The sequence below is a fragment of the Paucibacter sp. B51 genome (assembly GCF_027863535.1).
GTDB classification, from domain to species: Bacteria; Pseudomonadota; Gammaproteobacteria; order Burkholderiales; family Burkholderiaceae_C; genus Paucibacter_A; species Paucibacter_A aquatilis.
Genome location: NZ_JAPIVN010000001.1, coordinates 4779507 through 4791627, shown reverse-complemented (window position 1 = coordinate 4791627; position 12121 = coordinate 4779507). Strand labels below are relative to the sequence as shown.

Annotated in this window: 12 protein-coding genes; 11 read left to right on the top strand and 1 reads right to left on the bottom strand. The window is 65.6% G+C overall.

Features of this window, described 5'->3' with window-relative positions:
* Position 1 precedes the first annotated feature (1 nt).
* Genes OOB33_RS20195 through OOB33_RS20145 form a run of 11 tightly spaced genes read left to right on the top strand, consistent with a single transcriptional unit; the run spans position 2 to position 11157 of the window.
* The gene (locus OOB33_RS20195; RefSeq protein ID WP_102767415.1) at positions 2-856 is read left to right on the top strand and encodes a phosphatidate cytidylyltransferase; all 855 of its coding nucleotides are present in this window, start codon (positions 2-4) and stop codon (positions 854-856) included.
* Positions 853-2052, top strand: coding sequence for a 1-deoxy-D-xylulose-5-phosphate reductoisomerase (locus OOB33_RS20190; RefSeq protein ID WP_271009936.1), 1200 nt, complete (start codon positions 853-855; stop codon positions 2050-2052). Before OOB33_RS20195 ends, OOB33_RS20190 begins: the two co-directional genes overlap by 4 nt.
* The gene (rseP, locus tag OOB33_RS20185) at positions 2049-3416 is read left to right on the top strand and encodes an RIP metalloprotease RseP (protein WP_271009935.1); all 1368 of its coding nucleotides are present in this window, start codon (positions 2049-2051) and stop codon (positions 3414-3416) included. Before OOB33_RS20190 ends, rseP begins: the two co-directional genes overlap by 4 nt.
* A 10-nt stretch (positions 3417-3426) precedes the next feature.
* Positions 3427-5754 carry an outer membrane protein assembly factor BamA gene (bamA, locus tag OOB33_RS20180; protein WP_102767412.1) on the top strand — a complete coding sequence of 776 codons (2328 nt, stop codon included), beginning with the start codon at positions 3427-3429 and terminating at the stop codon, positions 5752-5754.
* Entirely contained in the window at positions 5754-6263 is a 510-nt protein-coding gene (locus OOB33_RS20175; RefSeq protein ID WP_102767411.1) for an OmpH family outer membrane protein, read from the top strand. Before bamA ends, OOB33_RS20175 begins: the two co-directional genes overlap by 1 nt.
* A gap of 3 nt (positions 6264-6266) precedes the next feature.
* Positions 6267-7295: a UDP-3-O-(3-hydroxymyristoyl)glucosamine N-acyltransferase gene (lpxD, locus tag OOB33_RS20170; RefSeq protein WP_171825819.1), complete on the top strand. Its 1029-nt coding sequence runs from the start codon at positions 6267-6269 to the stop codon at positions 7293-7295.
* Positions 7296-7354: 59 nt separating this feature from the next.
* On the top strand, positions 7355-7798 hold the full coding sequence (gene fabZ, locus OOB33_RS20165; RefSeq protein ID WP_171825820.1) for a 3-hydroxyacyl-ACP dehydratase FabZ: 444 nt from the start codon (positions 7355-7357) through the stop codon (positions 7796-7798).
* 13 nt (positions 7799-7811) lie between these two features.
* The gene (lpxA, locus tag OOB33_RS20160; RefSeq protein WP_102767408.1) at positions 7812-8606 is read left to right on the top strand and encodes an acyl-ACP--UDP-N-acetylglucosamine O-acyltransferase; all 795 of its coding nucleotides are present in this window, start codon (positions 7812-7814) and stop codon (positions 8604-8606) included.
* 4 nt (positions 8607-8610) lie between these two features.
* Positions 8611-9756: a lipid-A-disaccharide synthase gene (gene lpxB / locus OOB33_RS20155; protein ID WP_271009934.1), complete on the top strand. Its 1146-nt coding sequence runs from the start codon at positions 8611-8613 to the stop codon at positions 9754-9756.
* Positions 9728-10366, top strand: a complete 639-nt coding sequence (gene rnhB, locus OOB33_RS20150) for a ribonuclease HII (protein ID WP_271009933.1) — start codon at positions 9728-9730, stop codon at positions 10364-10366. Before lpxB ends, rnhB begins: the two co-directional genes overlap by 29 nt.
* Positions 10363-11157 (top strand): TrmH family RNA methyltransferase, encoded by a 795-nt coding sequence (locus OOB33_RS20145; protein WP_271009932.1) that lies wholly within the window; start codon positions 10363-10365, stop codon positions 11155-11157. Before rnhB ends, OOB33_RS20145 begins: the two co-directional genes overlap by 4 nt.
* A 21-nt stretch (positions 11158-11178) precedes the next feature.
* Here OOB33_RS20145 and ppsR read toward each other — a convergent pair whose 3' ends face one another.
* Positions 11179-12000 (bottom strand): posphoenolpyruvate synthetase regulatory kinase/phosphorylase PpsR, encoded by an 822-nt coding sequence (gene ppsR / locus OOB33_RS20140; protein ID WP_171825824.1) that lies wholly within the window; start codon positions 11998-12000, stop codon positions 11179-11181.
* Between the last annotated feature and the right edge of the window lie 121 nt (positions 12001-12121).

Sequence of the window (12121 nt, the reverse complement as noted above, 5' to 3'; positions counted from 1 at the left end):
CATGCTCAAAGCCCGCATCATCACGGCCTTGGCCTTGCTGGCCGTTTTGTTGCCCGCTCTGTTCGCCGCCTCGCCCTGGCCTTTCGCCTTGCTGACCCTGCTGATGATCGGCGCGGCCGGTTGGGAGTGGTGCAGGCTCAATGCTGGCGGTGGCCTGCCGGCTCTGGCCTTCGGTGCGGCCTTGGCCGCGGCCTGCGCGGGCACGCTCTGGTTCTTCGGTCTGGCGCCGCGCCCGGCCTGGTGCTGGTGGCTGGCGGGCTTGATCTGGGTGCTGGGCGGGGCCTATGCCTTGCGCGGCGGCCCGGCAGCCTGGCCGCAGGCCTCCAAGGCCCTGCGCCTGCTGCTCGGCGCCCTGGCGCTGTGGGCGGCCTGGGGCGCCATGCTGGAGGCCAAGGCCACCGGCATCAACTTCCTGCTCTCCATCTTTTGCCTGGTCTGGATGGCCGACATCGCCGCCTACTTCGGTGGTCGGACCTTCGGCCGGCGCAAGCTGGCCGTGACCATCAGCCCCGGCAAAAGCTGGGAGGGCGTCTGGACCGGCATGGCCGGCGTGCTCGCCCTGGGTCTGTTCTGGACCTTTGTCATCGACCGCCAGTTCGCGGTCGATTCCGCCAGCCTCTACCAGCGCCTGCTGCAAGGGCAGGGCCTGGCCATCGGCCTGCTGGCTCTGGTTTTCCTGGCCAGCATGAGCGTGGTCGGTGACCTGTTCGAATCCCTGATCAAACGTGCGGTCGGCGCCAAGGACAGCAGCCAGTTGCTGCCGGGCCATGGCGGTGTGCTCGATCGCGTCGATGCCTTGCTGCCGGTCTTCCCGCTGGCCCTGGCGCTGAGTTCCCTGAGTTCCTCCCTGCCATGAGTCTTCATACCCGTCCGCAGCGCATCTGCGTGCTCGGCTCCACCGGTTCCATCGGCGTCAACACCCTGGATGTGCTGGGTCGCCATCCCGAGCGTTACGAAGTCTTCGCGCTGAGCGCCATGAGCCGGGTGGATGCCTTGCTGGCCCAGTGCCTGCAGTGGCAGCCGCGTTTTGCCGTCTTGCCCGATGCGAGCCTGGCCGCGCAGCTGCGCAGCCAATTGCGCGAGCAGGGCAGCCGCACCGAGGTGCTGGACGGCGTGGACAGCTTGTCCGCCGTGGCGGCCCATCCCGAGGTGGACATGGTCATGGCCGCCATCGTCGGCGCGGCCGGCCTGGCGCCCTGCCTGGCGGCAGCAAAAGCGGGCAAGCGCCTGCTGCTGGCCAACAAGGAGGCCATCGTCGTCGGTGGCGCCTTGTTCATGCAGGCGGTGGAGCAAGGCGGTGCCACCTTGCTGCCCATCGATAGCGAGCATTCCGCCATCTTCCAATGCCTGCCCGAGGATCGCAGCACCTGGGCGCAGCGCATCGATCACATCGTGCTCACCGCCTCCGGCGGCCCCTTCCGCCAGCGCGACCCGGCCACCCTGCACGAGGTGGCGCCGGCCCAGGCTGTGGCCCACCCGAACTGGGTGATGGGTCGCAAGATCTCGGTCGATTCGGCCACCATGATGAACAAGGCACTTGAGGTGATCGAAGCGCGCTGGCTGTTCTCGCTCAAGCCCGAGCAGATCAAGGTGCTGATCCATCCGCAGAGCATCATCCATTCGATGGTGGTGTGCCGCGACAACTCGGTGCTGGCCCAGCTGGGCACGCCCGATATGCGCGTCCCCATCGCCTACGGCCTGTCCTTCCCCGAGCGCATCGAGGCCGGCGCCAGCCGGCTCGATCTGCTGACCCAGCCCGCGCTGAGCTTTGAAGAGGCGGACGAGCGCCGCTTCCCCGGTCTGTATCTCTCCTGGCAAGCGCTGCGCGCGGCCGAGGGTTCGACTGCCGTACTCAATGCCGCCAACGAAGAGGCCGTCGCAGCCTTCCTCGACGGCCGCCTGCGCTTCGATCACATCCACCGCGTCAATGCCCAGAGCCTGGAGCAGACCCTGCCGCAGGCCGGTGAGTGCAGCAGCGTGGAAGGCTTGCTGGGCCTGGATCAGCGTGCGCGCCGCCAGGCCCTGGCCCTGATTGAGGAGCTCGGCGCGTGAGCACCGTGCTGGCCTTCATCCTGACCCTGGCGGTGCTGGTGGTCGTGCATGAGTACGGGCATTACCGCGTGGCTCGCGCCTGTGGCGTCAAGGTCTTGCGCTTTTCGGTGGGATTTGGCCGCGTGCTCTGGCGCCATCAGCGCACGCCCGATTCGACCGAGTTCACCCTCTGCGCCTTGCCGCTCGGCGGCTATGTGCGCATGCTTGACGAGCGCGAAGGCCCGGTGCCGGCCGGTCTGCGCGAGCAGGCCTTCAACAATCGGCCGCTGCGCCAGCGCGTGGCGGTGGTGGCGGCTGGCCCGCTGGCCAATTTGTTGCTGGCCGCCTTGCTGTTCGCCGGCGTCAACTGGGTCGGTCAAGAGGAGCCCAAGCCCATTCTGGGCGCGCCGCTAACGGGATCCATGGCCGAACGCGCGGGCTTGCGCGCTGGTGACTGGGTGCAGGCCGTGTCCGCCGATGGCCAGCAATGGCGCGAGCTGCAGTCCCTGGCCGAGCTGCGCTGGCAGCTGACCCAGGCTGTGGAGCAGGGTCGCAAGTTGCATCTGGAGCTCAGCGATGCCCAGGGCCATGGCCGCCGTAGCGTGGTGCTGGACACCGACAGCCTCGGTGCCCATGAGATCGATGCCCAGGTGGTCAGCAAGCTGGGTCTGGGCCCGGCCTTCAGCGAGCCGGTGCTGGGTCGCCTGACGCCTGGTGGCGCGGGCGAGGCTGCTGGGCTCAAGGAGGGCGATCTGGTGCGCCGTGTCGATGGCGTGGCAGTGGCCGACGCCGCCAGCTTGCGCGAACTGATCCGTCAGGCGGGCCAGAGTGAGCCGGCGCGCAGCATGCAGTGGCAGGTGGAGCGTCATGGCCAGATGGTTGAGCTGGAGGTGCGGCCCAAGGTGATGGTCGATGCCGGCCGCAAGATCGGCCGCATCGAAGCGATGGTGGGCGCAGCGCCTGCCATGGTGCTGGTGCGTTACGGCCTGTGGGATGGCCTGCTTCGGGGCGTCGAACGCACCTGGGATGTTTCGGCCATGACCGTCAAGATGTTCGGCCGTATGCTGGTCGGAGAGGCTTCGCTGAAGAACCTCAGTGGCCCGCTGACGATTGCGGACTACGCAGGTCAGTCAGCGCGGTCGGGTCTGCCGCAGTACCTGGGCTTTCTGGCCTTGGTCAGCGTCAGTTTGGGTGTGCTGAACCTGCTGCCGCTGCCGATGCTCGATGGTGGACACCTGATGTATTATCTTTTCGAGGGTTTGAGCGGCCGCCCCGTCTCGGAGTGGTGGCAAACGCAACTGCAGCGCGCGGGCGCGCTGATCCTGATGCTGATGATGGCTTTGGCCCTTTCCAACGACGTGGCCCGCTTGACGGGCCTGCATTGACTCTACTTGCATGTCCTCATTCTTTAGAACGGGAGCGCCCCTGCGCCCCTCCATCCTGACCTTGGCCATTGCGGCCACACTGCAGTCAGGCGCCGCCTGGGCGGTGGATCCCTTTGTTCTCAAGGACATCCGTGTTGAGGGTCTGAAGCGTACCGACCCCGGTACCGTCTTTGCGTCCCTGCCCTTCCGTGTCGGCGACAGCTACAACGACGACAAGGGCGCCGCCGCCTTGCGCGCCCTGTTTGCCACCGGCCTGTTCAAGGACGTGCGCATCAACATCGATGGCAACGATGTGGTCATCACCATCGAAGAGCGCCCCATCATTGCCAATGTGAGCTTTGTGGGCCTCAAGGAGTTCGACACCGAGGCGCTGAGCAAGTCGCTGAAGGATGTGGGCATCGGCGAAGGCAAGCCCTTCGACCGCGCTTTGGCTGACCGCGCCGAGCAGGAACTCAAGCGCCAGTACCTGACGCGCAGCCTCTACGGTGCCGAAGTCACCACCACCATCACGCCGCTGGAGCGCAACCGCGTCAACGTGAGCTTCAACGTGACCGAAGGCGAGCCGGCCAAGATTGCCGAAGTGCGCATCCTGGGCAGCAAGGTCTTCTCTGAGGGCACCTTGCTGGGCCTGCTGGAGCAGACCAGCAGCGGCTGGCTGACCTGGTACACCAAGACCGACCGCTACTCGCGCACCAAGCTCAATGCCGACCTGGAGACCCTGCGCTCCTACTATATGAACCGCGGCTATCTGGAGTTTGCCGTCACCTCGACCCAGGTGACCATCTCGCCGGACAAGCAGAGCATCAGCATCGCCATCACGGTCAATGAAGGCCAGCCCTACACCGTCACCGGCGTCAAGCTGGAAGGCGAGTTCCTGGGCCGTGAAGACGATTTCCGCCGTTTGGTGCTGCTGCGCCCCGGTCAGCCCTACCAGGGCGAGGCCGTGGCCCAGACCACGCGTGCGTTCACCGATCTGTACGGCAGCTTCGGCTACGCCTTTGCTCGCGTCGACAGCCGCCCCGAGATCGATCGCGCCACCGGCCAGGTGGTGGTGACCTTTGTGGCCGAGCCGGCTCGCCGCGTCTATGTGCGCCGCGTGCTGATCGCCGGCAACAACCGCACCCGCGATGAAGTGATCCGCCGCGAGTTCCGTCAGTTCGAATCGGCCTGGTACGACGGTCGCCGCATCAAGGCTTCGCGCGACCGCGTGGAGCGCCTCGGTTACTTCAAGGAAGTGACCATCGACACCAATGAGGTGGCGGGCGCACAGGACCAGGTCGATGTGATCCTGACCGTGGAAGAGCGCCCGACCGGCAACATCCAGGTTGGTGCCGGCTATTCCAGCCAGCAAAAGCTGTCCTTCAGCGGTGCCATCAAGCAGGAGAACGTCTTCGGCTCGGGCAATTACCTGGGCGTGGAAGTCAACACCTCCTCGGTCGGCCGAGCCCTGGTGGTGTCGACCGTGGACCCGTACTTCACCGTCGATGGCGTCTCGCGCGCGCTCGATGTGTTCTACCGCACGCAGAAGCCGATCAACACCCTGGGTGAGCAGTTCGAGCTGGTCACGCACGGCGGCTCGATCCGTTTCGGCGTGCCTTTCTCCGAGCAGGACACCGTGTTCTTCGGTGCCGGCTACGAGCGCACCAAGCTGACCACCAACCAGGGCCTGCCCCTGAGTTACTTGCTCTACGGGCGCGCTTTCGGCAACAACAGCCTGTCCTTGCCGCTGACCATCGGCTGGCAGCGTGACAGCCGTGACAGCATCATCTCGCCCATGGTCGGCAAGTACCAGCGCATCAACCTGGAAATGAGCCCGGCCGGCGATGCCCGCTATGTGCGCGCCAACCTGCAGTACCAGCACTACATCCCCATCACCAACAAGATCACCTTGGGCTTGAACAGCGAGCTGGGTTGGGGCGCCGGTATCGGCGGCAAGCCGTACCCGATCTTCAAGAACTTCTACGCCGGTGGCCTGGGTTCGGTGCGGGTGTTCGAGGCCGGCTCGCTCGGTCCGGTGGATGTGACCGGCTCCTACTCGGGTGGCAATCGTCGCATCAACTTCAATGCCGAGTTGTACCTGCCTGTGCCGGGCAGCGGCAATGACAAGACCTTCCGTCTGTTTGGCTTCGTTGACGCCGGCAACGTCTGGGCCGAGCATGAAAAGATCAATCTCGATACCCTCAAGAACGGCACCTCCATGTTGCGTGCCTCGGCAGGTTTCGGTTTGAGCTGGGTGTCTCCGATGGGCCCGCTGCGCCTGAGCTATGGCGTGCCTTTGCGTAAACATCCAACGGATAGAATCGAGAAATTCCAATTCCAGATCGGGACTGCATTCTGATGAAGAGCAAGCTTTTTAAGGCGGTGGCTGTGGCTGCCATGATGTCTGTGTCGACGCTGGGCGTGCAGGCGCAGGAATTGAAGATTGGCTACGTCAACAGCGATCGCGTGCTGCGTGAGGCCAATGTCGGCAAGGCTGCGACCCAGAAGCTCGAGATCGAATTCGGCAAGCGCGAAAAAGAGCTGAAGGACATCGAGACCAAGCTGCGCAGCTCGGCCGAGAAGCTGGAAAAAGACGCGCCGACCCTGTCGGAAGCCGAACGTAACCGCCGCCAGCGCGACCTGATGGAACTGGACCGCGACCTGCAGCGCAAGCGCCGCGAGTGGCAGGAAGACCTGACCCAGCGCAAGAACGAAGAGCTGCAAGCCGTCGTCGACCGCGCCAACAAGGTCATCAAGCAGATCTTCGATGCTGAAAAGTACGACCTGATCTTGCAAGACGCCATCCACTTCAGTGCCCGCGTGGACATCACCAAGAAGGTGATCGACGCGCTCAACGCCCAGAAGTAATCGGTGGGCGCAGTCTCACTGGCTGATGTGATCGCCGCCTTGGGCGGCGATCTTCATGGTGCGTCCGAAACGCAGATCACGCGCATCGGACCGCTTGAGGGTGCCGATGCAGGCACCCTGAGCTTTCTGTCCAACCCGCGCTACCAGGCGCAGCTGGCTGGCAGTACCGCCGCTTGCGTGATCGTGGCGCCGGCCTTTGCCGAAGCGGCCGCGGCCCGCGGCGCGGCCATCGTCACGCCTGATCCTTACCTGTACTTCGCGCGGCTCACCCAGTGGTGGGCGGCGCGGGTGCGTCCGCGCCCGGTGGCCGGCATCCATCCCAGCGCTGTGATTGACCCCAGCGCGGTGATCGGCGCGGATGTCAGCATCGGCGCCCTGGCGGTGATCGAGGCTGGCGTGAACATCGGCGATGGCGCGCAGATCGGTCCGCACTGTGTGGTCGAGCGCAATGCTCGCATCGGTGCCGGCAGTCGTCTGTCCGCCCGCGTGACCCTGGGCTTCGATTGCCAGATCGGCGAGCGCTGCATCGTGCACGCCGGGGTGGTCATCGGTGCCGATGGCTTCGGCTTCGCGCCGAATCAGGGTCAGTGGGAAAAGATTGAACAGCTCGGCGCCGTGCGCATCGGCAACGATGTGGAGATCGGCGCCAACACCTGCATCGACCGTGGTGCGCTCGAGGACACCGTGCTCGAAGACGGCGTCAAGCTCGACAACTTGATCCAGATCGGCCACAACGTCCATGTCGGTGCCCACACGGCCATGGCCGGTTGCGCCGGTGTGGCGGGCAGCGCGCGCATCGGCGCGCATTGCACGGTTGGAGGCGGTGCCATCGTGCTGGGGCATCTGAGCTTGGCCGACCATGTGCATGTGTCGGCTGCCACCGTGGTCAGCCGCAGCATCAAGCAGCCCGGCCAGTACAGCGGCGTCTTCCCCTTCGACGACAATGCCAGCTGGGAAAAGAATGCGGCGACCTTGCGTCAGCTGCATACTTTGCGAGAGCGCCTCAGGGCGCTAGAGAAAAGAGGCGCTTGACCTAGGTCGAGCGCCGCCTCGCGCGAACGCATCCGCGCACTCGAGAAGAAGAATTCAACATGATGGACATCCACGAGATCCTGAAGAAGCTCCCCCACCGTTATCCGCTGCTGCTGGTGGATCGTGTGCTGGAGATCGAGAAGGGCAAGCGCATCCAGGCGATCAAGAACGTCAGCATCAACGAGCCGTATTTCGTCGGCCATTTCCCGCACCGCCCGGTCATGCCTGGCGTGCTGATGCTGGAAGCCATGGCTCAGGCCGCCACCTTGCTGGCCCTGGACAGCAATGGCACGGTGCTGGATGAAAACACGGTGGTGTACTTCGCCGGCATCGACAACGCGCGCTTCAAGCGCCCGGTCGAGCCCGGTGACCAGCTGCTGCTGGACGTGACCCTGGACCGCGCCAAGGCCGGCATCTACAAGTTCAGCGGCAAGGTGATGGTGGGCGAGGAGCTGGCCTGCGAGGCGCAGCTGATCTGCACCATGCGCCGCATCGACGCCTGAGGCCTGACGCGCCATGACGAGCAGGATTCACCCGACGGCCATCATCGACCCTGCAGCCGAGCTGGACAGCTCGGTCACGGTCGGTGCCTACACGCTGATCGGCCCGCAGGTGAAGATCGGCGCGGGCACCCGCATCGGCCCGCACTGCGTGATCGAGGGGCGCACCACCATCGGTGCCGACAACCAGTTCTACCAGTTCAGCTCCATCGGCGCGATGCCGCAGGACATGAGCCATGGCGGTGAGGTGACCGAGCTGGTGATCGGGGACCGCAACACGGTGCGCGAGTTCTGCACGCTCAACACCGGCACCTTCAAGGAAGAGGGCGTCACCCGGGTCGGCTCCGACAACTGGATCATGGCCTATGTGCACCTGGCCCATGATGTGCAGCTGGGCAACCACTGCGTGCTGGCCAACAACGCCACGCTGGCGGGCCATGTCCATGTCGGTGACTGGGCGGTGATCGGTGGCCTGACCGGCGTGCACCAGTTCGTCAAGATCGGCGCCCACGCCATGATCGGCTTCCAGGGCCATGTGTCGCAGGATGTTGCGCCCTTCATGACGGTGGACGGCAACCCGCTGGCCGTGCGCGCCGTCAATCTGACCGGCCTGCGCCGCCGTGGTTTCAGCAATGAGCGCATCGCCGTGATCCGCCAGCTGCACAAGCTGATCTTCCGCAGTGGCCTGACGCTGGAGCAAGCGGTCGAGCAGATCACCGCACTGCGGGACGAGCAGGCCCAGGATGCCCAGGCCGATGTGCAGCTGATGCTGGATTTCATCGCCGGCGCCAAGCGCGGTCTGGTGCGCTGATCCCATGGCTGAGCCTTCGCTGAGCCTAGCCCTGGTGGCCGGCGAGGCCTCCGGAGACCTGCTCGCCAGTTTGCTGATCCAGGGCCTGAAAGCGCGCTGGCCCGAGCTGAAGACCCAGGGCATCGGCGGCCCGCGCATGGCCGCCCAGGGCTTCGAGGCCTGGTGGCCTTCGAGCAAGCTCTCGGTCTTCGGCTATGTCGATGCCCTGCTCAATATCCGCGAGCTGCTGGCGATTCGCCGCCAGCTGGGTGACCGCCTGCTGGCCCAGCCACCGGCGGCCTTCATCGGTGTGGATGCGCCCGATTTCAATTTCGGCCTGGAGCAGCGCCTGCGCGAAGCGGGCGTGAAGACGGTGCATTTTGTCTGTCCCTCGATCTGGGCCTGGCGTGCCGAGCGGGTCGAAAAGATCAAGCGCTCGGCCGACCATGTGCTGTGTCTGTTTCCCTTCGAGCCCGAGCTTTTGCAGGCCCATGGCATCGGCGCCAGCTATGTGGGCCACCCCCTGGCCGATGCGATTCCGCTGCAGCCGCCGCAGGCTCAGGCCCGCTCAGCTCTGAAGTTAGACGGAGCCGACACCGTGGTTGCCTTGCTGCCCGGCAGCCGCCGCAGCGAGATCCGCTACATCGCCGAGCCCTTGCTGCGCGCCGCCGTCCTGATGCAACGCGCGCGGCCCGAGCTGCGCTTTGTGATGCCGGTGGCACCGGGCCTGCGCGCCCTGATTGACCCGCTGGTGGCTCGGCACGCCCCGGGCCTGCAATTCGATCTGCTGGACGGCCGTTCGCACGAGGCTTTGGCGGCCTGTGACATCACCCTGGTGGCCAGCGGCACGGCCACCCTGGAGGCGGCGCTGTTCAAGCGGCCCATGGTGATCGCCTACCGCATGCATGCGCTCAATTGGTGGCGCATGAAGGGCAAGAACTACCAGCCCTGGGTGGGCCTGCCGAATGTGTTGGCGCGCGACTTCATCGTGCCTGAGCTGATTCAGGATCAATGCACGCCCGAGGCCCTGGCCCGCGAGGGGCTGGCCTGGCTGGACGACACGGCGCGCTGCGAGCGAGTGCGGGCCATTTTTCAGCAACAACACGAGCTGCTGCGCTGCAATACCGCGCAAAAGGCCTGCGATGCGATCGCGCAAGTCCTGCAAGCCTGAGCTGCGTGTGCCCGAGCAACTCGGCCTGAGCTGGGATGGCCTGGGGCTGGTGGCCGGCGTGGACGAAGCCGGCCGCGGCCCGCTGGCCGGCCCGGTGTTGGCTGCCGCCGTCATCCTCGACGATACCAACCCGATCGCCGGGCTGGCGGATTCCAAGGCCTTGACTGAGAAAAAGCGCGAACGCCTGTTCGACGAGATTCGCGCCAAGGCCTTGTGCTGCTGCATTGCCGAGGCCAGCGTGGAAGAGATCGACCGGCTCAACATCCTGCAGGCCACCCTGCTGGCCATGAAGCGCGCTGTGGAAGGCTTGCGCCTCAAGCCGGCCAAGGTGCTGGTCGATGGCAACCGCCTGCCGGTGCTCAAGATCCCGGCCGAGGCCATCGTCAAGGGCGACGCCAAGGTGCAGGCGATCTCGGCCGCCTCCATCCTGGCCAAGGTGGCGCGCGATCGCCAGTGCCTGGCCATGCACGACAGCCACCCCGAGTACGGCTTTGCCGGTCACAAGGGTTACCCGACCGCCGAACACCTGGCCGCCTTGCGCGCCCATGGCGTGACGGCCTGGCACCGGCGCAGTTTCGGCCCGGTGCGCGACATCCTCGAGAACGCATGAGCCCCAGCAGCCCGATTCTTCACATCACTTCGCGTGACAACCCGGCCCTGCAACGCCTGCGCAAGCTGAGCCAGGACGGCAGTGCCTACCGCAAGCTGGGCAGCGTCTGGCTGGAGGGCGACCATCTCGTGCGCGCCTGCCTGCAGCGCGGCCATCCGGTGCTGCAGGCGGTGCTGACCGAGGCCGCGGCGGCCGATCCGGTGCTGCGCGCCCTGGCCGATGCGGCGCCGCGTCAGCTGGTCGTGCCGCTGGCGCTGTTCAAGCAGATCAGTGGCCTGGAGTCGCCGGCCCAGATCGGCTTCGAGGTGCCGCTGGACGCCGGGCAAGACCTGGCCCCGGAGGCGGACACCGTGGTGCTGGATCGCCTGCAGGACGCCGGCAATGTCGGCACGATTCTGCGCAGCGCGGCGGCCATGGGCTTTCGCCAGGTCTTGGCGCTCAAGGGCACGGCGGCACTCTGGTCGCCCAAGGTGCTGCGCGCCGGCATGGGGGCGCATTTCGGCCTGCGCCTGATTGAGGGCCTGGCACCCGAGGACCTGGGCGGCTTGCGCGTGCCCCTGGTGGCCACCAGCTCCTATGCCGAGGCGCAGCTGCACCAGATCGCGCTGCCCAGCCCTTGCGCCTGGGTCATGGGCCACGAAGGGCAGGGCGTGCAGCCCGGGTTGATGGCGCGCTGCTCCTTGACGGTGGGCATTCCGCAGCCGGGCGGCGAGGAATCGCTCAATGTGGGCAGTGCCGCGTCCATCTGTCTGTACGAGTCGGCGCGCCAGCGTCTGCTGGCGCCGCGCTGAGCCCGCTCGCCAGCTGGCGCGTCAGTAGATCAACCGGTCCGGCCGGATGTCGCGCAGGATGGTGGTGGCGATTTCTTCGATGGATTTGTGGGTCGAGGACAGCCAGGAGATGCCATTGCGCTTCATCATGGCCTCCGCCTCGTTGACCTCGTAGCGGCAGTTCATCAGGTCGGCGTATTTGCTGCCGGGGCGGCGCTCGTTGCGGATCTGTGAAAGCCGCTCGGGATCAATTGTCAGGCCAAAGCATTTGCGCTTGTGCGGCTCGAGCATCGAGGGGATCTTGCTGCGCTCGAAGTCTTCCGGGATCAGTGGGTAGTTGGCCGCCTTGATGCCGTGCTGCATGGCCAGGTAGAGCGAGGTGGGCGTCTTGCCGCTGCGCGACACGCCGACCAGGATCACATCGGCCGATTCCAGGTTCTTGGCCGATTGGCCGTCGTCATGGGCCAGCGAGAAGTTGATGGCCTCGATGCGGTCGTGGTACTCCTGGCTGCGCGCCACATCCGAGAAGCGGCCGACCCGGTGGTTGCTCTTGACCTGGAACTCTTCCTCCAGCGGCTCGATGAAGGTGTTGAACATGTCCAGCACCAGGGCCTTGCAATGTTCGCGCACCACCTGCAGCACCTCGCGATTGACCAGGGTCGCGAAAACGATGGCGCGCCGGCCTTCCTCTTCGCTGGTCTGGTTGATCTCGTGCACCACCTGGTGGGCTTTCTCGGCTGTGTCCACAAATGGGCGGCGCACATGGCGCGGCTTGCCCGGGAACTGGGCCAAGATGGAGTTACCAAAGGTCTCGGCAGTGATGCCGGTACCGTCCGAGACAAAGTACACGGTGCGATTGGGCATGGTCAGCAGGCTCTAGAGTCTTTCTTCATCATAAGTCGGGCGAGCCCGTAGAATCGTTCGAAATGTCCTGCCTTCGCGCCATGACCATCCCATCCTCACAAACAGAATCAAGAATCGGCCG

Coding starts and splice junctions, on each gene's coding strand:
- OOB33_RS20195 (WP_102767415.1), top strand. CDS start 2: ATGCTCAAAGCCCGCATCATCACGGCCTTGGCCTTGCTGGCCGTTTTG.
- OOB33_RS20190 (WP_271009936.1), top strand. CDS start 853: ATGAGTCTTCATACCCGTCCGCAGCGCATCTGCGTGCTCGGCTCCACC.
- bamA (WP_102767412.1), top strand. CDS start 3,427: ATGTCCTCATTCTTTAGAACGGGAGCGCCCCTGCGCCCCTCCATCCTG.
- OOB33_RS20175 (WP_102767411.1), top strand. CDS start 5,754: ATGAAGAGCAAGCTTTTTAAGGCGGTGGCTGTGGCTGCCATGATGTCT.
- fabZ (WP_171825820.1), top strand. CDS start 7,355: ATGATGGACATCCACGAGATCCTGAAGAAGCTCCCCCACCGTTATCCG.
- lpxA (WP_102767408.1), top strand. CDS start 7,812: ATGACGAGCAGGATTCACCCGACGGCCATCATCGACCCTGCAGCCGAG.
- lpxB (WP_271009934.1), top strand. CDS start 8,611: ATGGCTGAGCCTTCGCTGAGCCTAGCCCTGGTGGCCGGCGAGGCCTCC.
- rnhB (WP_271009933.1), top strand. CDS start 9,728: ATGCGATCGCGCAAGTCCTGCAAGCCTGAGCTGCGTGTGCCCGAGCAA.
- OOB33_RS20145 (WP_271009932.1), top strand. CDS start 10,363: ATGAGCCCCAGCAGCCCGATTCTTCACATCACTTCGCGTGACAACCCG.
- ppsR (WP_171825824.1), bottom strand. CDS start 12,000: ATGCCCAATCGCACCGTGTACTTTGTCTCGGACGGTACCGGCATCACT.